Source organism: Rhizobium sp. 268 (assembly GCF_036571585.1).
Lineage (GTDB): Bacteria > Pseudomonadota > Alphaproteobacteria > Rhizobiales > Rhizobiaceae > Rhizobium > Rhizobium redzepovicii.
Genome location: NZ_JAPPSO010000009.1, coordinates 84,831 through 103,714 on the forward strand (window position 1 = coordinate 84,831; position 18,884 = coordinate 103,714).

Here is an 18,884-nt window from a genome sequence, read left to right on the forward strand (position 1 = left end):
GATCGCGACACGGCGCAGCATAGTCGGCGCGGATCATGCAAAGGGAGGAACGACAATGCGGGTTTTGGTCATCGGAGCGACGGGCCATGTCGGAACCTATCTCGTTCCTCGTCTGGTCGAGGCGGGGCACGACGTCGTTACCATCAGCCGCGGCGCGGCAAAGCCCTACACCGAAAATCGCGCCTGGGCCTCCGTCGACCAGCGCCAGATGGATCGGGCCGAGATGGAACGGACCGGCGAATTCGGCCCGGCCGTGCGTGAAGTGAAAGCCGATATCGTCATCGACATGATCTGCTTCACGCTCGAGAGTGCCGAGCAACTGGTGACCGCGCTATCCGGGCATGTCGGTCATTTCCTGCACACCGGCACCATCTGGACCCATGGCTACCCCCGCACCGTGCCGACACTCGAAGAGGCGCCGAAGTCTCCCTTCGGTGACTACGGCATCCAGAAGGCGGCGATCGAAACCTATATGCTGCAGCAGGCAAGGCTTCGCGGCTTTCCGGCCACCATCATTCATCCCGGCCACATCGTCGGTCGCGGATGGGCGCCGCTCAACCCTGCAGGCAATTTCAACCTGCAGGTCTTTTCGACCCTCGCCCGCGGAGACGCCCTTGCGCTGCCCAACTTCGGCCTGGAGACGGTCCATCACGTCCATGCCGATGACGTGGCGGCGATGTTCATGGATGCGATCGCCAACTGGAATGCGTCGACCGGCGAGAGCTTCCACGCGGTTTCGGAGCAGGCGCTGACGCTTTGCGGTTATGCCGAAGCCATGTCGCACTGGTTTGGGCGGGAGCCGAAACTCAGCTTCGCCCCATTCGAAGTCTGGGCCGAAAGCCAGACGGCCGAAGATACGGAGGCGACATGGGAGCATATCGCCCGCAGCCCGAATTGCTCGATCGCCAAAGCCCGGCGCCTGCTCGGTTACTCCCCGAGATACACGTCTCTGCAGGCAGTGCAGGAGGCTGTGGACTGGCTGATCGGGCAGGGAAGGATCTAGACCCACTAACGGATCAGGATAGCTCTGAAATCATTGACGTTGGTACCGGTCGGGCCGGTTTCGAAGAGATCGCCGACGGCGGCAAAGCCCGAATAGCTGTCATTGCCGTCGAGCAGCCGGCGCGGATCGAGCCGGGCAGCGCGCAGGCGCTTGACCGTGCCGCCATCGGCGAAGGCACCCGCATTATCCTCGGAGCCGTCGATCCCGTCCGTGTCTGCAGCAAGGAGATGAATGCCCTCCTGTCCGTCGATCGCTAGCGCCATGGCGAGCGCGAATTCGCCGTTGCGCCCGCCCTTGCCGCCCTTGGCGCGAAGCGTCACCGTCGTTTCGCCGCCGGACAGGATGACAACCGGCTTCGAAAACGGCCTGTTCCGGCCGAGCACCTCGCGGGCGATCGCCGCATGCACCAGCGCCACGTCACGCGATTCTCCCTCGATCGCATCCGAAAGGACCGCCGGCACTATCCCCTGCGACTTCGCCAGGGCGGCGGCTGCCTCCAGCGAGACGCCGGCAGAGGCAATGATGTGATGCGCGTGGCGTCGGAAGACCGGATCGTCGGGCCGCGGCGCATCGGCCTTGGGTGAGTTCAGATGGTCGAGGGCTGCCTGCGGCAGCTGTAATCCATATTGCTTGACGATCTCAAGCGCGTCGTGCCGCGTCGAACCATCAGGCACTGTCGGTCCGGAGGCGACATGAGCCGGGTTGTCGCCGGGAATGTCGGAGATGATCAGGCTGACGACCCTTGCTCTGGTTGCTGCCGCAAGTCTCCCGCCTTTGATGGTCGAGAGATGCTTGCGCACGACGTTCATCGCCGAGATCGGCGCCCCCGAGGCGAGCAGGATTTCGTTGAGCGCAATCTCGTCTTCGAGTGTCAGCCCCACCGGCGGGGCGGGCAGCAGCGCCGAGCCGCCGCCGCAGATCAGCGCGATCACCAGATCGTCTTCCGTCAGTCCGCTCACCGTCTCCGTCAGCCGTCTTGCCGCTGCAAGTCCCGCCGCATCGGGAACAGGATGGGCAGCCTCGATGATCTCGATGTCGCGTGTGTCGCAGCCATAGCCGTAGCGCGTGACCACCAGACCCGTAAGCGGCCCGTCCCACACGCTTTCGAGCGCTCGCGCCATCTGCGCGGCACCCTTGCCGGCGCCGATCACCACGGTCTTTCCCTGCGGCCTGTCAGGCAGGTTTGCCTTGATGCCGGTCATCGGATCGGCGGCGCGAACAGCCGCGTCGAACAGGCTTTTCAGGAAATCGCGGGGCGCGCTTATCGTCATCGGTGGTCTCTGCTGCCTGGAGTGTCGATCATCACACCGACTGTCGACGCATCCCCGTGCCGGCGTCAAGGTCGAAGACGAGGCAGTGTGACGGTTGTGGACTGCAAATTCTGCTTCATCGAAAGGAACGGATACGAACGATAGAAAGCATTAACCATAGTCCCGTAGACAACGAACAGGATCAAAGGAACCTGTGTTCGATGGCTACTGAAATGACCTGCCGCCCCGCCGCCCAGAGTGAAGGCGTGGTGATTGCTTTTCCCTCCGGAACCGGAACCGCCAATATCGAGCGCTGCGCCCGTGAACTCGGCCGCAGACATGGCGCGGATGCGATTGCATTCTGGAGGGCTGAATGCCGCAGGCTCGCAGATCAGCTTCTGGCAGCCGGAATGCCGGAGAGCGACGTCGGCGAGCGGGTGCTGCAGTTTCAGCAGGATGTCCAGATCGAACTCGTCCTCAGCCATCAAAACGGTCCGCTGCCCAAGTCTCAGAACCGATAGCGGCGCTCTCGCTGAATCTGGACGGTCCCCAGGCGAATGGCGTGGCAACCAGTTTGCTCCCGTTCTGTCGCTTTACCGCAGCAGCCCGGCAGATCGAAGGGCGTCTTCAATGACCTTCTGGATGCCGCCGCGATCATCCCCTATGGCAGATGAACCTGCGACGTTTTCCGGTTGCGCAGTAGCGGGTTTTACATTGCGCCGCTTTTCAAACGAGGGAACCAGGCCCCAGGACCTGGCGATTTCGACGGTCGAGGAAATTCCGATTTCAAGCATGAAGGGGCCGCTCGCCCCGTAGCCGGTGCCGACGTCGAGCGGCGTGCCGTGATCCATTCCGGCAATCGTATAGAGCTCGATCACCTCCACCCCGTGAGCGTCGGTCCAGACCCTTCGCTGATGGCGTCCGATATTTTCCACGCGCGACGGCGATACGTCGATGCCGTGGATATTTCTCCATTGGTCGACGATTGCATTTGCATTCGATGGCACGACGGTTCTGTCCGCGCTTCCCTGCCAGAGCGACAAAGTCGGCCACGGGCCTTTGTGGGTTGAGGCGTTTCTCAACCGCAGTTGCAGTTCTTTGGCGGTCGGGCCGCCATGACCGCGCATTCGGTCGAACGCCTCGGGAATGGTCGCGGCGCTGGCATAGGGCAGGCCTGCAATGATGGCGCCTCCGGCAAAAATCTCCGGATAGGTGGCAAGCATGGCGGCGGTCATGGCGCCACCGGCCGAAAGCCCGGTCACGAATACGCGCCTGCTGTCGATGCTGTGTTCCGCAACGACCTTTGCGATCATCTGGCGAATGGAAAAGACCTCGCCATGATCCCGGCCTATATCCTCCGGGTTGAACCAGTTGAAGCAGAGGTTGGGATTGTTTGCCCTTCGCTGCTCGGGAAACAACAGCGCGAAACCATAATCCTCTGCCAATCGCGACCACCCCGACCCGATGTCATAGCCGGCGGCGGTCTGAGTGCAGCCGTGCAGGACGGTGACCAGCGCCATGTTCTTTGCGCGCTTCGACGGCAGGAAGATGTAACCTCCCAAAGCACCCGGGTTTGCACCAAATGTGCCCAGGGCAATCAGATCGGGATTTTCCTGCGTGGGGCGGGGGCGAAGCGTTCCTCGCAACGCAGCAAGGCGTGCGAGCGTGTCGGACATAGATCTCATGAAAGTCTCCGCCAATCAGCAGCCGGGATGGCGGTGATGCCTGCGTAAACGCGTCAGTCGGCGGAAAGTTGCTGCGCTGCACAATATTTTCTGAGCAGGCTGGATTTCCGGTAGCGCGGGTAGGCTCGCCGGGCGAGGAACTTCGGTCCGGAAATGACGTTGATGTTGTCGATTGACAGCATTGTCGCTGCAATTAGCGAGGCCTTTCAGATGTCGAACAAACCCAACTTCTTCTCTTCCTTTGCAACCATCGTCGCCGATTTCTCGGGAAAGCCGTTCACCTTTGTCGCGGCTCTGACGCTCGTGATTGCCTGGGCGGTATCGGGACCCTTTTTCGGCTATTCTGAAACCTGGCAGCTTGTGATCAATACGACCACGACCATTATCACTTTCCTGATGGTCTTCGTGTTGCAGAACAGCCAGAACCGTGACGGCAAAGCGGTCCAGGCCAAGCTGGACGAACTCATCCTGACGAGCCAGGCCGCCAACAAGTTCGTCGGCATCGAAAAGTTGGACGAGGGTGAACTCAGAGAAATGAGCAAGACGCTTGCCGCGCAAGCCGAATGCGTCGAGGAAAAAGCGGATGAGAAATCTGCCGCGGAGGCAGCCTCCACCTGATGCATATCGCCTCGATGCGACTTTTCAGTTTGTCATCTTGTCATGGTGTTGCTGGCGCATTTCCTCGATGGCCTCGACCTCCTTCTTCTCAGCCGCAATCCAGTGATTTCCGGCCTTGCTTGATCGGATCAGTTCGTCGAGCTTGGTTTGGAGTGCCACCATGTCCCGATTTTGGGAGTGCTGCACCAGCAGAAGAATAAAAAATATGATGAGTGTCCCCATCATGTTGGTCAGCAGAAACCATTGCCGTGGGAAAGAAAAAGTGACGCCCGCCGCCGCCCATATGGCGACCAACGCGACCAGCGTGACAGGGACCACGCGATGCCCCGCCCACAAGACGGCCAAGTCGGAAATCTGTCGAAAACGCCAGCGCATACGGCTCTCCACAGCGCATAAACGAAAGAGGGAGCAGATGTTTCCATCATCCAAGCTCAATACATTAAGTGCTGCGAACAGTTTAAAACCCGCGTTTCCGCGGGTTTTAGACGACGAGCCATTCTTATGGCCACCCTATGTTCAATTCAGTTTGACCGACGGTTCGCGGCCCCAGACACGCAGTTTGCCAAGCGCTTTAACAAAGGCCGCGACATCCCCGGCCGCTCTAAGCGCAAGCACGCCCTCATCCAGGGAATCGGCAATTCCGGCCCTTTGCATGAGGGGCAGCGCTGTTTCCACATAGCCGATGAACTTGCAGTGCACGAAGGCATCCGAAACGAAATCATGGGCCGTTGCCTCCTTTAGCAGATCACTGCTTCCCGCCGACGAGGGCAGCAGCGCGACGGCGTCGTAAAGCACCGAAGGTCCGCCGTCGATCATCTGATGCGCCTCGATCCAATTGCCGTCCGAGAGCGTCACGCCGCCAATCTTTGGCGCGATCACTTCGAATGTTGCCTTCTGCTCGGTGACCTCGGCAAGCAGCGCCTTGAAGATCGCGGCGTCGCTGCCATCGGTGACAAGAATACCGAGCTTGCGTCCTTCGAACCGCTTCGGACCGCGCTCGATAATGCTGAGCGCCGGCGACGGCTCGAGATCCTGGCGCGTCGGCATGGCGGCATCGGCAGGCTTCGGCATCGATTTGAAGCCGAGTGCGTGGCCGACCTTGCTGGCCAAAGTCTCATCGATGTTCATAAGATGCGAGACCATCCGCTCGCGAATGACCGGTGTTTCGACTTTGCTCAATTCGAAGATCAGCGCTGCTGCAATATGGCGTTGCTCCGGCGGAGTCTGACTGATGAAGAACTGCCTGGCCTGGCTGTAATGGTCGGCAAAGCTTTCCGGCCGCAACCGGACCTTGGCACCCTGCTCCTCGGCCGGCAGGTGACGATAGCCCTGAACCGGCGATTCTCGCGGTCCCTGATTCCAGGAGTTCGGCTGGTAATTGACCCGTCCGACAGGATTGCGCATCGCCATGTGGCCATCCTGCTGGAAATTGTGGAAGGGACATTTCGGCGCGTTGATCGGCAGATGGGTGAAATTCGGGCCGCCCAGACGTTTTAGCTGCGTGTCGAGATAGGAGAAGTTCCGTCCCTGCAGAAGCGGGTCGTTGCTGAAATCGATGCCGGGCGGAACGTTCTGCGTCATGAACGCGACTTGCTCGGTCTCGGCGAAAAAGTTCTCGGGCATTCGGTCGAGCACCAGACGGCCGATCGGTTTGACCGGCAGGATCTCCTCGGGAATGATCTTTGTCGGATCGAGGATGTCGAAGTCGAACGTGTCGGCGAAATCCTGATCGAAAAGCTGGACACAGAGTTCCCACTCCGGGAAGTTTCCTGACTGGATCGACTGCCAAAGGTCGCGGCGATGGAAATCCGGATCCGCACCATTAATCTTGACCGCCTCGTTCCAGGCGACGGACTGCAGGCCGAGTTTCGGTTTCCAGTGGAATTTGACGAAGGTCGATTCATCGGCCGCGTTGACGAAGCGGAAGGTGTGAACGCCAAACCCCTCCATGAAACGGAAGGAGCGCGGGATGGCGCGGTCCGACATGACCCACATGATCATATGCATGCTTTCCGGGGTGAGCGAGATGAAGTCCCAGAAATTGTCATGCGCCGACTGCGCCTGCGGAAATTGCCTGTCGGGTTCCGGCTTTACGGAATGGATGATGTCCGGAAATTTGATCGCGTCCTGAATGAAGAAGACGGGAATGTTATTGCCGACCAGATCCCAATTACCCTGCTGCGTGTAGAGCTTCACCGCGAAACCGCGCACGTCGCGCGCCAGATCGAAGGACCCCTTGCTGCCGGCGACTGTCGAAAACCGCACGAAGGCCGGCGTCTTTTCCCCGGGCCGTTGGAACAGATCGGCCCGGGTGTAGGCGGCCAGCGATTCATAGGTTTCGAAATAGCCATGGGCGCCATAACCCCGCGCATGCACGACCCGCTCGGGGATGCGCTCGTGGTCGAAATGGAAGATCTTCTCGCGAAAATGGAAGTCATCGATGAGGGCGGGGCCGCGGGCGCCGAGACGAAGCGTATTCTGATCGTCGGAAACGGGGCCGCCTTGTGCTGTGGTCAGCACCGGCATGCCGTGCTCGGCAAACTGATGCAACTCACCGCCTGCACCGCGGTGCAGTTTCTGATCATGAATCGTCGCGTTGTCCGAGGGCGAGGTCTTCGTCTTCTTGGCCATCTATCTTCTCCGGAAAGGGTGTGACCTAACCGAAGCTCAAAAATGGCGACATGTTCCGCTCGCCGCGAAATAAACTGCAACCTGGCGAAGGGTTGCGTTCAAACGTAAAATAGGGCGCGGGGCCCTTCGACCCCGCGCCCCCGGTTTCCGGCGGTTTTCAGAGCCGGCGTGCAACGATGAGATCTTCCTCTTCGTCGCGTTGCGATCCGCCAAACGCTGCGGCAGCAGAGGCGATGAAAGCCCCGATCAGAAGCGACAGCGAGCCGAGCAGGGCCGTCGTGGAGGCCGCCTTGCGTGCCTCATCGGCAGCTTTCTGGGCGGCGACCTTGGCGTCGTCGATCCGCTTCAGCACCGTATCGACGCGGGTGCGTGCATCGGCTTCGGAAAGACCCGTTCGGGACGATACGATGGTGGCAAGATAGGCCTTGTCGTCATCGGGAACCTGGCCCTGGGCAGCGCCGTTGAGGAGGATGCGGGACACCTCGGACGTTGCCGCGGCATCATTGGACGTCGCCGCGGCGCGAGCCTGGTCAGGGCGCAGCAATGCGTCGGTAAAATAGGACGTGGACAGATCCACCGGCGAGGTTGCCGACGAAGCTGCTGCCGTGCCGGCGGCCGTGGCGGTCGATCCCACGACCGATCCCGCGGCTTGTGCACCCGCGCCGGCCAGCGAGGTCAACGATGATGCGAGAAACCCGGCGACGAAGACGGTCGCCAGCGCCCAGCTTAGGAAACCATGAGCCGTGTCACGGAAGAAAACCTCGTCCGTGTGAACAGCCGCCCATTTCGTCCGCAGCCGGCCGGTAATGTAGCCTCCGAGCGCCGAAGAGAGCCATTGCACGAGAACGAGCCAGATTGCCGCCGTCACGCCGAGTGTCCCGAGCGAACTGCTTTGCCCCGACCAGGGCGACACCATGGTCAGCCCGAGCCCGGATCCAAGCAGCAGTAGAATGAGGGTGACGCCAATGGCCGCGGCGGCGCCCCCGAAGATGGGCCCCCATGTCATGGCCGATTTGGAGGATTCAACCGGAGTGGCAACCTCTCCGGAACCTGTCATTGAAACCGACATGATCTGTTCCTACCGCATAAACAGAGCAAGAAGGATGATGATAGGCAGTGGAACACCGAGCAGCCAAAGTAGAATACCGCGACCCATGAGAGACCTCCTGTCAAAGCTGACGTTACGTTGTTGATGCCACTCAACTTTTAACCGCGGTGTTTGTTCCCGGCCCGCTTGATCATCGACGATCTTCAGACGCAGATTATAAGATTGACGAAATCTAGGGCGCTCGCGCTAACGCCAGCCGGGGAGCGCACCTATATCTTGGGTTCAAGGTGGGGAAATTCTCCCGTTACTCCCAAAGGCAGAAACTCATGGCTGCATCACAGCGTGAATCGGAGAAGCATCGATGAACAGATTTCGGGCATTTGTAGCGGCCGGAGCAATCAGTCTTGCCTTTATCACTTCCGCCTGCTCGACGGCGCCGAATTCATACGGCTCGGCGTCGGGATATCAACCGGGAGATTCCTTGAATCCGGCCTGCGCCGATGGCTTCCGACCCGGCGATGGCCGTTCGTGCAGCTATTAGAAGCGGTCGGCTCGTCCGATTATAACGGCAGCTTGCGGGCGGAGGTGCTTCGTGAGCGGTCGCGCAGGTCGGCCGGCAGGATTCGTGATCCGCTCCTGGCGTCATTCCCGTTTGATGGTTTTGGCGATAGTATATGTTTGAAGGGAGCCGAGGGCACGGTTCCCACGCTCTAACGATCAAGAAAGAACGGCCACGTGATCTCGTGGCAGCGACGTGACGTCAATCTGCCGCCCGACCCCATTCTTAATTTAATGGCGGTCGCGTCCTGCCGCAGTCTCTATACCATCAGACCGGCAACGCAAAGATGACCGGTTCGTCGCTTGTTGCTTTCGTTAAAGGCGAACGCCAGGACACAGGCCCTGAGCAATCACCATCGATAAAGGCCGGGCGCCCCGTGGGCGCACACGACCGCGGCGACGCTGATTCTCTTGCGAGGTGGATCTTTGGGCCGATTCCAACAATGTCACTGGCCGCGGGGCAACGCATCGATCAACTGGTGCACCTTGTCGGTTGCGTAGACGATATCCTCGCGCGGCAAATGCACCGTGATTTCGATCTCCTGCCATCGTCCGCCATTATTTCTAGCGTAACTCACGGCGGCCTGTAGAGATTTGAATTCAACTGCGGGCGCGCCGGCGATCCAGAACTGCACGGTACAATCGGCTTCGGAATAGTCGGAGAGTGCTTTGAGCGGGTCTAGGGCCATGTCGATGGGCTCTACACCTTTGGTGGTTCTTTGGCTACCGCACGTGAAGCGCCGCCGCTGTTTTCGAGTCGCGCAATCCGCGCCACATTGACGTGACCTCCGCTCCTCCAACACCGATGACCGGCGCGATCACCACCCCTTCCGACACTGGGGCGCGGCGGCGGGTCTTTCTGGAAATTCCACAGAGGAGAGCCGTTCATGCCAGGTTAATGCGTATTAACCGAGACTCGGGGCCTGAAAGGATGCGCCGATGAAAAAGCTTTTTCCCGTAGTCGCAGCCACAGTCTTGACTGCATGTTTCGCTCTGCCGCTAAACGCCACGCCGATTTTCGTGCCGAAACCGGTAGCAATGCACACCGCCGACTTCGAGCAGGTCAAAGACCGTCGCCACGGCAATGGACATGCGTATGGCCACTGGAAGAAAAGCCGGTACGCTTACCGCGACTGCCGGTATTACGGCTCGTGCTACCGTCCTCGGCACTACGGCTATCGCGACTATTACGGCTATCGCGACGATTACCCCTATCGTCGTCGATCAGGCGTGACCGTGTATTTCAATTTTTAGTCGGCATCGCTCCGATCTCTTGAAGCCGTCGACCTCACCCCACAACCACAGCAGCCCGCCAAGCTCCAACTCGGCGAGCGTTTTGTGTCTGGCGCCTGAACAAAGAAAAAGGTCGGGGCGAACGCTCGCGCCGACCTTCTTTGATTGCATCAGCTCGGTGCCAGTACATCCGTGGTCACCGGCAAAAGCTATCCGATGGATCGAATTTAAGCGCCTTGTGAATTTTCGCAAGGATTAGGGGATGCTGATTTAGGGCTAAAAGTGAGAAGAAAACGCCTGTCTTCGGATTTCTCAACGAAACAGGCGATTAACTTGAAAATGGCTCCCCGGGCCGGATTCGAACCGGCGACCTGTCGATTAACAGTCGAATGCTCTACCGCTGAGCTACCAGGGATCACTGCTTGGCGCGGTGTGAGTGGGCTAATACAAATGCTTGTTCGATTTGCCAAGCAGTTTTTTCAAAAAAATGAAATGAACTTGTATTTGGGTTGTCTGTGCCCATCTCTGGGGAATGACGAACCGGAATGAGCGAGAAGAGACGAGGGGCGGCGAAAAGCCCAGGAAGCGGGCAGGGCGCTTCGGCATCGATCATGCAAGCGGCAGGCTCATGCTCGGCTCTTTCAGCATCGGTATGCCGCGCTCCCGCATCGCGCGGATGGCGATCGGCGTCGCCCTCATTCTATGCGGTTTCCTGGGCTTCCTGCCGATACTGGGCTTCTGGATGTTGCCGCTCGGCTTCCTTGTGCTCTCGCACGATCTTCCTGTCGCGCGCCGGCTCCGCCGCCGCCTAGCGGTCTGGTGGCACAGACGTGGGAAACCGGCTGGCTGAGAGGTGAGGACATGAAGGCATTTTTTGTTGTCGCCCTGTCAGTGGCGACGATTCTCTCAGGCGTTCCCGCTGAAGCCCAGGCTGTCGACAGCCGGGGTTTTGACGCTCGCGGCATCTGCCGCCGTCCTGAAGGCTGCGTGGTCGATCACGGCCAGGGCGGCAGCTATAACGGGCCTCGCAACTACCGCAACTTCAACGGCCGCAATGAGCGTGACGGCAATAACGATCGCGACCGGAACGATCGCCGCTCTCGCAATCAGAACAGAAGCGACAATTTCGATGGCCTGACCAACCGTGTGGCGGCAGGTCTTATCGCCGTTGAGCCGGGTGTATCGCCCACGCGAACCTAATCTAGTTGGACCTGAGTTCGCTTTCTTCAAAAACGCCGTTGGGACCCTGATCGAGGCTGGTCACCATCAACAAGCTGCTGACGGCAAGGAGGAGGACGAGCTTCAGCGCGTAGGATAGGGAGACATGTCGGCTGCTCTGTGAGACGCGGGAAGGCGCGATATAATAGTTGTAGTAGAAGTATGGATCAGTCGTTTCCAGCAGGTTCTCGTAGACATGCGGCGGAATGTCCACATGCTTCATCGGTGGAGAACCCGGAAATTTAACATGAAGATCGCGGCTGTCGGCATCATAGGCCGCATGCACGTGCTTCGATTTGAGGGCAGCCCACTCCATTTGCAGCTCCTATCGCCCTCCCAGGGCCAATATGAAGCCCGCAGGACGATCGTCAAGCTAACAATTTGTTTCAAATGCGATCACTGCCGGGAAGGGCACCGCTACGATGAGGGAATTCGAGCCTGCGCTCGTGCCGGCCGGCACTGAAAAATGGACTTTTCGGCTGCCGCGGAATGGCGTTTTTCCGAAATGCCCTCTTGCGATTTCCTTACGATCATTCTAAACGCTCGCCACGGCTCAGATAACGAGCTTGTGAGGCCTCGTGGCGGAGTGGTGACGCAGAGGACTGCAAATCCTTGTACCCCGGTTCAATTCCGGGCGAGGCCTCCAACATCTCCCACCATCGCATGCCCTGCCGTCCGTCGGCATAAGATCGTCGCAGACCCCATGAGTGGTCTGCACGCTTCCGCGCCCTTATCACTTCAGGGTCGTTTCGCCGTCCAGCAGCCCGCAGCAGAAGATGCCGATGAGCGCTGCGACGATGAAAAAATCGAACAGCGTCAGATATTCGAAAATCGCAGACATGGCCTGCTCCTCCTATTTCCTCCGTTGAAGATCATAACATGAAGGGGCAGGGAATTCCACGTTTGCGTGCAGAGCCTCATTGCCTCTGTTGCGCGGAAGAAGCGCCTGCCGGATTCTTTTCGCCGGCGGCTGCCAAGCCTTGAAAGCATCGGTGGCGGGGATTAAGAGACGAGAGACAGGAACCGCTTTCAAGAGCGAGAGGACATGATGGATTTCGAAGCAGCGCGCGTAAAGATGGTCGACACCCAGGTTCGCACGACGGACGTTACCTCGCATTCCGTGCTGACGGCGTTTCTCACGGTCCCGCGTGAGGCATTCGTGCCGGAGAAGGCGAAGCTGCTGGCTTACATCGACAACGATGTCGAGATATCGGCCGCCGCACCCGGAAAGCCGGCGCGCTTCCTGATGGAGGCATCGCCGCTCGCCAAGCTGCTGCAGCTGGCCGCAATCACCAAGGATGATTTCGTCCTCGAAGTCGGTTGCGGCACCGGTTACACATCGGCGCTGCTGTCGATCATTGCCGGCTCGGTCATCGCGCTCGAATGCGACGAGGCGCTGGCCGCCGAGGCGAAGACGCAGCTCGCCGGCTACGCCAAGGTCGAGGTGGTCACCGGACCGCTCGAAAAGGGCTACGCTGCCGGCGCTCCCTATGATCTGATCTTTGTCAACGGCGCAGTGGAGGAGGTGCCCGCGGCCCTTCTCGATCAATTGCGCGATGGCGGTCGTTTGATCACGGTCGAAGGTTACGGCAATGCCGCCCGCGCCAAGGTGTTCGTCGCCGAGCGGGGCGCCGTTTCGGAAAACGTCTTCTTCAATGCCTCCGTCAAGCCCCTGCCGGGCTTCGCCAAGGCGCGCGAATTCGTTTTCTGACGCCGTTTGTCGATGAATCAGCAACGGGCGCCACTGGCGCCCATTTTTATAACAGCGCAGCCGCGTCTTCTCCGACGCCCAAAGGACGCTGCAACAGTTTGAAATCCAAGCATCGCCGGAAAGCCTTCACAAACATCATTTATCCTGAGGCTGCCAGGTCGAAAACATCGGGTAACAAAACTGTGCATGGCCGCATTCATTTGATTCGCGATGATTTTTTTCCCGTCTGAGGTATTCTAAGGTCGCGGTGATTCGGATGACCGCTCCACATCGTCCGGTCGTTGTTTTTGGATAACGGGGATAGAAATGGCTCAGCCAAGTGTAGCGCGTGAACCGTCCATGGAAGAAATTCTGGCCTCCATCCGCCAGATCATCGAAAGCAATGAGCCCGGCGCCGGCAAGGCGATTTCCGCATCCCTGCCGCCGGTTTACGGCGCCGATGAGGATGAGAACGGTTCCGAAATCCATCTGACCGTGGATGACACTTATGCCGGCGTGGAGTTCCCCGAACCGGCCATGCGCTCCTCCGATCCGCGTTTCGTCGCCGCCAACTCGGCTGGCACTGCCCCCGAAGCTGAAGTACCGGCCCGCGCCCTGTCGCTTGCCGATGTCGCCGCCCGCGTCCGCGCCGCTTCCGAGCGCAGCGCCGTGCAGGCCGGTCAGGCGTTGCGTGAAATTCCGAGCGGCTTCCGTCAGCCCGAACCGCAGCCGGCGGTTATGCCGGAGCCGCCGCGCGCGGCTGCACCGCAGCCGCAGCCGACACAGCCTGTTTTCCCTCCGGCTGCTGTAGCGCCGGTTCCGCAGGCCGTGATCGAGCAGCTGGCCGAGCCGGTATTTGCGGAAGCACCGCGGGTCCAAGTCGCCGCATCGGCGCTTTCAGTCGCCGAACCCGCCGCCGCGGTCGAAACGACGTTGCCGCCTTTGGAACCCGCTCAGTCCTCGGCCGAAGCTTTCCTGCCGAGCCTTGTGGATGAGGTCCAGCCGACCCTGCTTTCGGAGAATGCCGGCCTGCAGATCAGCCGCTCCTTCGAGGAACTCGCCGCCGCCATCGACGGTGCGGAGCGCCGCTCGCTGGACGAGATCGCCGAGGATATGCTGCGTCCGATGTTGCGCGAGTGGCTTGACGATAATCTGCCGACGCTGGTCGAGCGGTTGGTGCGCGAGGAAATCGAGCGCGTGGCGCGCGGCCCGCGCCGCTGATCGGATTGCTTTTTCCTGAAAAGCCGCTCCGGTCTCCGGGGCGGCTTTTTTATTGACTTGCCCGTGCCCATCCTATTTACAAACGCCATCCTCGAACCTCGAAATTGGTCAAAAAATGCTCGACAAGACCTATGATTCTGCTGCCGTCGAACCCAAAATCGCCGCGAAATGGGATGAGGAGGACGCTTTCCGCGCCGGCGCGAACGCCAAGCCCGGCGCCGAGACCTTCACTATCGTGATCCCGCCGCCGAATGTCACCGGTTCGCTGCACATGGGCCATGCGCTGAATAACACGCTGCAGGACATCATGGTGCGCTTCGAGCGCATGCGCGGCAAGGATGTGCTCTGGCAACCCGGCATGGACCATGCCGGCATCGCCACGCAGATGGTCGTCGAGCGCAAGCTGATGGAACAGCAGCTGCCCGGCCGCCGCGAAATGGGTCGCGACGCCTTCATCGACAAGATCTGGGAATGGAAGGCTGAATCGGGCGGCCTGATCTTCAACCAGCTGAAGCGCCTGGGCGCCTCCTGCGACTGGTCGCGCGAACGCTTCACCATGGACGAAGGCCTGTCGAAGGCCGTTCTCGAAGTTTTCGTCACGCTCTACAAGGAAGGCCTGATCTACAAGGACAAGCGCCTCGTCAACTGGGACCCCAAGCTCCTGACGGCTATCTCCGACATGGAAGTCGAGCAGCACGAGGTGAAGGGCCATCTCTGGCATCTGCGCTATCCGCTCGAGCCGGGCGTCACCTATCAATATCCGATCGCCTTCGATGAGGAGGGCAAGCCGACCGAATTCGAGACGCGCGACTATATCGTCGTCGCGACGACGCGGCCGGAGACGATGCTCGGCGATACCGGCATTGCCGTGAACCCCGAAGACGAGCGGTACAAATCGATCGTCGGCAAGCATGTCATTCTGCCGATCGTCGGCCGCAAGGTTCCGATCGTCGCCGATTCTTATGCCGATCCGACGGCCGGCACGGGTGCGGTGAAGATCACCCCTGCGCATGACTTCAACGACTTCGAGGTCGGCAAGCGCGCGAAGCTGCGGGCCATCAACGTCATGAACGTCGATGCCACGATTACCATCAAGGACAACGAGGACTTCCTCGAAGGCCTCGACAATCCTGCCGCACTGCATGGCGCGTGGGACCGTCTGGAAGGGCAGGACCGTTTCTTTGCGCGCAAGGTCATCGTCGAGATTTTCGAAGAGGCCGGGCTCCTCGACAAGATCGAGCCGCACAAGCATATGGTGCCGCACGGAGACCGCGGCGGCGTGCCGATCGAGCCGCGGCTGACCGAACAATGGTTTGTCGACAACAAGACATTGGGACAGCCCGCGCTGGAATCCGTACGCGAGGGAAAAACCAGGTTCATTCCGAGGAACTGGGAAAACACCTATTTCAACTGGCTGGAGAACATCGAGCCGTGGTGCATTTCCCGCCAGCTCTGGTGGGGGCACCAGATTCCCGCCTGGTATGGCCCGGACGGTCAGGTCTTCGTCGAACAGACCGAGGAAGAGGCGCTGCAGGCGGCGATTCAGCATTACCTGTCGCATGAGGGGCCGATGAAGGCCTATGTCGAGGACCTGCTCGAAAACTTCAAGCCGGGCGAGATCCTGACGCGGGACGAGGACGTGCTCGACACATGGTTCTCCTCCGCGCTCTGGCCCTTCTCGACGCTCGGCTGGCCCGACCAGACGCCGGAACTCGCGCGCTATTATCCGACGAGTGTTCTGGTCACCGGTTTCGATATCATCCCGTTCTGGGTCGTTCGCATGATGCAGATGGGCCTGCATTTCATGAAGAACGAGAATGGCGATCCCGTCGAACCCTTCCACACGATCTACATTCACGCGCTGGTGCGCGACAAGAATGGGCAGAAGATGTCGAAGTCGAAGGGCAACGTCATCGATCCCCTTGAGCTGATCGACGAATACGGCGCCGATGCGCTGCGCTTCACGCTGGCGATCATGGCGGCGCAGGGCCGTGACGTAAAGCTCGATCCGGCCCGCATCGCCGGCTACCGCAATTTCGGCACCAAGCTCTGGAACGCCACGCGTTTCGCCGAGATGAACGGGGCGAAAAGCGATCGGCATTTCGTGCCGGAGGCCGCTGAACTCACCATCAACCGCTGGATCCTGACGGAGCTTGCCCGTACGGAACGTGACGTTACGGAAGCACTCGAAGCCTTCCGCTTCAACGATGCCGCCGGCGCGCTCTATCGCTTCGTCTGGAACGAGGTCTGCGACTGGTATCTCGAGCTTTTGAAGCCGGTCTTCAACGGCGAGGACCAGGGCGCCAAGGCCGAGGCTCAGGCCTGCAGCGCCTATATCCTCGAAGAGATCTACAAGCTGCTGCATCCCTTCATGCCCTTCATGACCGAAGAGCTCTGGGCGCATACGGCGGGCGAAGGCAAAGAGCGCGATACGCTGGTCTGCCATGCCGAATGGCCGTCTCCCTCCTATGCCGATAACGGCGCCGCCGACGAGATCAACTGGCTGATCGACCTCGTCTCCGGCATCCGCTCAGTGCGCGCCGAAATGAACGTGCCGCCGTCGGCGACAGCGCCGCTCGTCGTCGTCAAGGCCAACAACCTGACGCGCGAAAGGCTGTTCCGCCACGACGCCGCCATCAAGCGGCTTGCGCGTGTCGAGGCGATATCGCTGGCCGACGATGCGCCGAAGGGGGCCGCTCAGATCGTCGTCGACGAGGCCACCATCTGCCTGCCGCTCGGCAATCTGATCGACCTTTCCGCTGAAAAGGCTCGGCTTGAAAAGGCGATCGGAAAAATGGAAGGGGAGATCTCGCGCATCGACGGCAAGCTCTCCAACGAGAAGTTCGTCGCCAATGCCAATCCCGAGGTGGTCGAGGCCGAACGCGAGCGCCTCGAGGAACTGAAGGGGCAGATCGCCAGCTTGAAGACCGCACTCTCCAGAGTGAGCGAAGCCGGATAAGTTTCATCGCCCGTTTTGGTAAGTTATTTCAAAGACGCGCTCCAAGAAGGGCGCGTCTTTGTCGTTTTGGGCACGCGTGATTCGGTCTTGAAAAGCGGCTGATTGCCGGCGCTGAGCCTGTGGATTGTGGCTCCAATGGCCTCCCGCGGGCGAAAACTGTCACTGTTGTCGGATTGATACAGCTTCCACAATGTGTGGAATGAAAACCCAAAAGCCCATCTCAAAACCGGTAACTCTGGAATAAAATTTTATTAACCAGATTTTTTGACGTGTCCGTCAATTTCTTTACGTAAGTTGGCCAATGTAATGCCTGGGAATGCCGCCGTGGGGCGCGTTGCCATGTCGAGCGAACACTTACTAGAGTGGCGTCACATCAATTGCTGGAGTGGGGGAGACACAATGGCATCACGTAGGTTTTCCAAGGGCGTAACGTCGCTCGTCCTTCTTTCGTCGCTTGCATCGCCGGCCTTCGCCGGCGGCCTGGAGCGCGGCGGCTACAATATCGATCAGCTGTTCGATACCTCGCCTTTCTCGTTTCAGTCGGGCGTTACCTATGTCACGCCGCAGCGCAAGCTGAAGGATGTCCGTGACACGAATACCTCCGTCTTAACGGGGGGTGGCAATCTCAACACCCGCCCAAACAGTGCCGACGACACCTCGAATTACACCATTCCTTACATCGGCTTTAAGGCCGGTTTCGCCGATGCAGTCGACTGCCTTGTCGACTATTCCGAACCCTTTGGCGGGCATACCGACCCGGGTTCGAATTGGGCTGGCGCCAACAACAATATCGAGACGGAAATCAAAACCCGCAACTATGGCGGCACTTGCTCCTATCGTTTTGATATGGGCCCTGGACAGCTTCGCTTCATTGGCGGCGCTTTCTATCAGGAAGTTGAAGGTTTCAAAGAGCGTCTGGTTTCAACGCTCCCACTTTTGCTCGGCACCGGCACCGGCGTTGGCCGCCTCGATCTCGAAGACAGCGGCTGGGGCTGGCGCGCCGGTCTGGCTTACGAGATTCCGGAATATGCGATGCGCGCGAGCCTCGTCTACAACAGCCGCGTCAAGTACGACAACCTGACGGGGACTGTTGATCTCCGTCAGGTTCCAGTTGTGCCGATATATGGCGGCAAAATCACCAACGTCTTCGGCTCCGCAGAAGCACCGGATTCGCTGGAGATGAAGCTGCAAAGCGGCATCGCTCCGGATTGGCTTGCCTTCGGATCGGTCAAGTGGACGAACTGGAGTGTTCTGCAATCCGTGCCTTTCTGCCCGACGTCGACGAAGGGCGTGGCTGCCTGCACAGCGGGCGGCGCTACGGAACTCACTTCGCTCGACCTTCTCTATCGTGACGGCTGGACCATCTCCGGCGGCGTGGGCCACAAGTTCAACGATCAGTGGGCCGGCGCAGTCAGCGTCACGTGGGACCGCGGCACCAGTCAGGGTTATGGCGCACAGACCGACAGCTGGACGCTCGGTCTCGGCGCCGCCTACACGCCGACTGAACATATCGAATGGCGTTTTGCCGGAGCCGTTGGCGTATTGACGAGCGGTTCGTCCGGCACCTTCGAGTATAATGGCCAGACCTATGGCGACGATGTCTCCTATTCGTTTGGCAACGATCTGGTCGCGGCACTGTCGACGAGCCTAAAGATCAAGTTCTAATTCCCCGATGTGAAGAATTGAGGAGCCCGGCACCGCCGGGCTCTTCTTTATTCACGGCCGTTAATCATGCCATTTTCTGATCCCGTTTTGTGACGATTCCGCAAC

19 protein-coding genes and 2 tRNA genes are annotated in these 18,884 nt (G+C 59.8%); 12 read left to right on the plus strand and 9 right to left on the minus strand.

Features of this window, described 5'->3' with window-relative positions; genetic code table 11:
* The first annotated feature begins 55 nt into the window (after positions 1-55).
* Positions 56-1,003: an NAD-dependent epimerase/dehydratase family protein gene (locus OS035_RS18595; protein ID WP_183777752.1), complete on the plus strand. Its 948-nt coding sequence runs from the start codon at positions 56-58 to the stop codon at positions 1,001-1,003.
* 5 nt (positions 1,004-1,008) lie between these two features.
* Here the strand turns inward: OS035_RS18595 and OS035_RS18600 are convergent, their stop codons facing one another.
* Positions 1,009-2,274, minus strand: a complete 1,266-nt coding sequence (locus tag OS035_RS18600; RefSeq protein WP_183777751.1) for a glycerate kinase type-2 family protein — start codon at positions 2,272-2,274, stop codon at positions 1,009-1,011.
* A 200-nt stretch (positions 2,275-2,474) separates the two neighbouring features.
* On the opposite strand from OS035_RS18600, the gene OS035_RS18605 reads away from it, so the two are divergent.
* Positions 2,475-2,774 carry a DUF6074 family protein gene (locus tag OS035_RS18605; RefSeq protein WP_003586992.1) on the plus strand — a complete coding sequence of 100 codons (300 nt, stop codon included), beginning with the start codon at positions 2,475-2,477 and terminating at the stop codon, positions 2,772-2,774.
* A 72-nt stretch (positions 2,775-2,846) separates the two neighbouring features.
* Here OS035_RS18605 and OS035_RS18610 read toward each other — a convergent pair whose 3' ends face one another.
* A complete protein-coding gene (locus OS035_RS18610) occupies positions 2,847-3,938 on the minus strand; it encodes an extracellular catalytic domain type 1 short-chain-length polyhydroxyalkanoate depolymerase (RefSeq protein WP_183777750.1) in 1,092 nt (363 codons plus the stop codon).
* A 210-nt stretch (positions 3,939-4,148) separates the two neighbouring features.
* Between OS035_RS18610 and OS035_RS18615 the strand changes: the two genes are divergently transcribed.
* The gene (locus OS035_RS18615) at positions 4,149-4,556 is read left to right on the plus strand and encodes a low affinity iron permease family protein (protein ID WP_097625458.1); all 408 of its coding nucleotides are present in this window, start codon (positions 4,149-4,151) and stop codon (positions 4,554-4,556) included.
* A 24-nt stretch (positions 4,557-4,580) separates the two neighbouring features.
* On the opposite strand, the gene OS035_RS18620 is transcribed toward OS035_RS18615, so the two are convergent.
* The 3 genes from OS035_RS18620 to OS035_RS18630 form a co-directional block, all read right to left on the minus strand.
* A complete protein-coding gene (locus tag OS035_RS18620) occupies positions 4,581-4,931 on the minus strand; it encodes a low affinity iron permease family protein (protein ID WP_183777749.1) in 351 nt (116 codons plus the stop codon).
* Positions 4,932-5,072: 141 nt separating this feature from the next.
* A complete protein-coding gene (locus OS035_RS18625; RefSeq protein ID WP_097625267.1) occupies positions 5,073-7,187 on the minus strand; it encodes a catalase in 2,115 nt (704 codons plus the stop codon).
* A 157-nt stretch (positions 7,188-7,344) separates the two neighbouring features.
* Positions 7,345-8,256 carry a hypothetical protein gene (locus tag OS035_RS18630; RefSeq protein ID WP_183777748.1) on the minus strand — a complete coding sequence of 304 codons (912 nt, stop codon included), beginning with the start codon at positions 8,254-8,256 and terminating at the stop codon, positions 7,345-7,347.
* A gap of 340 nt (positions 8,257-8,596) precedes the next feature.
* On the opposite strand from OS035_RS18630, the gene OS035_RS18635 reads away from it, so the two are divergent.
* The gene (locus OS035_RS18635) at positions 8,597-8,776 is read left to right on the plus strand and encodes a hypothetical protein (RefSeq protein ID WP_003586986.1); all 180 of its coding nucleotides are present in this window, start codon (positions 8,597-8,599) and stop codon (positions 8,774-8,776) included.
* A 463-nt stretch (positions 8,777-9,239) separates the two neighbouring features.
* On the opposite strand, the gene OS035_RS18640 is transcribed toward OS035_RS18635, so the two are convergent.
* Positions 9,240-9,482 carry a hypothetical protein gene (locus OS035_RS18640; protein ID WP_097625269.1) on the minus strand — a complete coding sequence of 81 codons (243 nt, stop codon included), beginning with the start codon at positions 9,480-9,482 and terminating at the stop codon, positions 9,240-9,242.
* A gap of 250 nt (positions 9,483-9,732) precedes the next feature.
* Here OS035_RS18640 and OS035_RS18645 point away from each other — a divergent pair, with 250 nt between their 5' ends.
* The gene (locus tag OS035_RS18645; protein WP_097625270.1) at positions 9,733-10,047 is read left to right on the plus strand and encodes a hypothetical protein; all 315 of its coding nucleotides are present in this window, start codon (positions 9,733-9,735) and stop codon (positions 10,045-10,047) included.
* Positions 10,048-10,366: 319 nt separating this feature from the next.
* Here OS035_RS18645 and OS035_RS18650 read toward each other — a convergent pair.
* Both OS035_RS18650 and OS035_RS18655 read right to left on the minus strand, forming a co-directional pair.
* Positions 10,367-10,441: transfer RNA gene (locus tag OS035_RS18650), tRNA-Asn, on the minus strand.
* Positions 10,442-10,639, minus strand: coding sequence for a hypothetical protein (locus OS035_RS18655; RefSeq protein ID WP_165503884.1), 198 nt, complete (start codon positions 10,637-10,639; stop codon positions 10,442-10,444).
* On the opposite strand from OS035_RS18655, the gene OS035_RS18660 reads away from it, so the two are divergent.
* Both OS035_RS18660 and OS035_RS18665 read left to right on the plus strand, forming a co-directional pair.
* Positions 10,559-10,876, plus strand: coding sequence for a hypothetical protein (locus OS035_RS18660; protein ID WP_097625271.1), 318 nt, complete (start codon positions 10,559-10,561; stop codon positions 10,874-10,876). The two genes, OS035_RS18655 and OS035_RS18660, sit on opposite strands and share 81 nt — an antisense overlap.
* Before the next feature lie 11 nt (positions 10,877-10,887).
* Complete coding sequence (locus OS035_RS18665) at positions 10,888-11,226, plus strand: hypothetical protein (protein WP_097625272.1); 339 nt, start codon at positions 10,888-10,890, stop codon at positions 11,224-11,226.
* A 1-nt stretch (position 11,227) separates the two neighbouring features.
* Here the strand turns inward: OS035_RS18665 and OS035_RS18670 are convergent, their stop codons facing one another.
* On the minus strand, positions 11,228-11,560 hold the full coding sequence (locus tag OS035_RS18670) for a KTSC domain-containing protein (protein ID WP_097625273.1): 333 nt from the start codon (positions 11,558-11,560) through the stop codon (positions 11,228-11,230).
* Positions 11,561-11,816: 256 nt separating this feature from the next.
* Between OS035_RS18670 and OS035_RS18675 the strand changes: the two genes are divergently transcribed.
* The 5 genes from OS035_RS18675 (at position 11,817) to OS035_RS18695 (ending at position 18,779) form a co-directional block, all read left to right on the plus strand.
* A tRNA-Cys gene (locus OS035_RS18675) sits at positions 11,817-11,890 on the plus strand.
* 399 nt (positions 11,891-12,289) lie between these two features.
* Complete coding sequence (locus OS035_RS18680) at positions 12,290-12,955, plus strand: protein-L-isoaspartate O-methyltransferase family protein (protein WP_179867102.1); 666 nt, start codon at positions 12,290-12,292, stop codon at positions 12,953-12,955.
* A gap of 306 nt (positions 12,956-13,261) precedes the next feature.
* The gene (locus OS035_RS18685) at positions 13,262-14,155 is read left to right on the plus strand and encodes a DUF2497 domain-containing protein (protein ID WP_183777746.1); all 894 of its coding nucleotides are present in this window, start codon (positions 13,262-13,264) and stop codon (positions 14,153-14,155) included.
* Between the two features lie 115 nt (positions 14,156-14,270).
* Entirely contained in the window at positions 14,271-17,114 is a 2,844-nt protein-coding gene (locus tag OS035_RS18690; protein WP_331813971.1) for a valine--tRNA ligase, read from the plus strand.
* Positions 17,115-17,513: 399 nt separating this feature from the next.
* Positions 17,514-18,779: an OmpP1/FadL family transporter gene (locus OS035_RS18695; RefSeq protein WP_097625276.1), complete on the plus strand. Its 1,266-nt coding sequence runs from the start codon at positions 17,514-17,516 to the stop codon at positions 18,777-18,779.
* Positions 18,780-18,884 lie beyond the last annotated feature (105 nt).

Excerpts from the sequence above, each read along its gene's own strand:
- OS035_RS18595 (WP_183777752.1), top strand. The coding sequence starts at position 56 with ATGCGGGTTTTGGTCATCGGAGCGACGGGCCATGTCGGAACCTATCTC.
- OS035_RS18600 (WP_183777751.1), bottom strand. The coding sequence starts at position 2,274 with ATGACGATAAGCGCGCCCCGCGATTTCCTGAAAAGCCTGTTCGACGCG.
- OS035_RS18605 (WP_003586992.1), top strand. The coding sequence starts at position 2,475 with ATGGCTACTGAAATGACCTGCCGCCCCGCCGCCCAGAGTGAAGGCGTG.
- OS035_RS18610 (WP_183777750.1), bottom strand. The coding sequence starts at position 3,938 with ATGAGATCTATGTCCGACACGCTCGCACGCCTTGCTGCGTTGCGAGGA.
- OS035_RS18615 (WP_097625458.1), top strand. The coding sequence starts at position 4,149 with ATGTCGAACAAACCCAACTTCTTCTCTTCCTTTGCAACCATCGTCGCC.
- OS035_RS18620 (WP_183777749.1), bottom strand. The coding sequence starts at position 4,931 with ATGCGCTGGCGTTTTCGACAGATTTCCGACTTGGCCGTCTTGTGGGCG.
- OS035_RS18625 (WP_097625267.1), bottom strand. The coding sequence starts at position 7,187 with ATGGCCAAGAAGACGAAGACCTCGCCCTCGGACAACGCGACGATTCAT.
- OS035_RS18630 (WP_183777748.1), bottom strand. The coding sequence starts at position 8,256 with ATGTCGGTTTCAATGACAGGTTCCGGAGAGGTTGCCACTCCGGTTGAA.
- OS035_RS18635 (WP_003586986.1), top strand. The coding sequence starts at position 8,597 with ATGAACAGATTTCGGGCATTTGTAGCGGCCGGAGCAATCAGTCTTGCC.
- OS035_RS18640 (WP_097625269.1), bottom strand. The coding sequence starts at position 9,482 with ATGGCCCTAGACCCGCTCAAAGCACTCTCCGACTATTCCGAAGCCGAT.
- OS035_RS18645 (WP_097625270.1), top strand. The coding sequence starts at position 9,733 with ATGAAAAAGCTTTTTCCCGTAGTCGCAGCCACAGTCTTGACTGCATGT.
- OS035_RS18660 (WP_097625271.1), top strand. The coding sequence starts at position 10,559 with ATGACGAACCGGAATGAGCGAGAAGAGACGAGGGGCGGCGAAAAGCCC.
- OS035_RS18655 (WP_165503884.1), bottom strand. The coding sequence starts at position 10,639 with ATGATCGATGCCGAAGCGCCCTGCCCGCTTCCTGGGCTTTTCGCCGCC.
- OS035_RS18665 (WP_097625272.1), top strand. The coding sequence starts at position 10,888 with ATGAAGGCATTTTTTGTTGTCGCCCTGTCAGTGGCGACGATTCTCTCA.
- OS035_RS18670 (WP_097625273.1), bottom strand. The coding sequence starts at position 11,560 with ATGGAGTGGGCTGCCCTCAAATCGAAGCACGTGCATGCGGCCTATGAT.
- OS035_RS18680 (WP_179867102.1), top strand. The coding sequence starts at position 12,290 with ATGATGGATTTCGAAGCAGCGCGCGTAAAGATGGTCGACACCCAGGTT.
- OS035_RS18685 (WP_183777746.1), top strand. The coding sequence starts at position 13,262 with ATGGCTCAGCCAAGTGTAGCGCGTGAACCGTCCATGGAAGAAATTCTG.
- OS035_RS18690 (WP_331813971.1), top strand. The coding sequence starts at position 14,271 with ATGCTCGACAAGACCTATGATTCTGCTGCCGTCGAACCCAAAATCGCC.
- OS035_RS18695 (WP_097625276.1), top strand. The coding sequence starts at position 17,514 with ATGGCATCACGTAGGTTTTCCAAGGGCGTAACGTCGCTCGTCCTTCTT.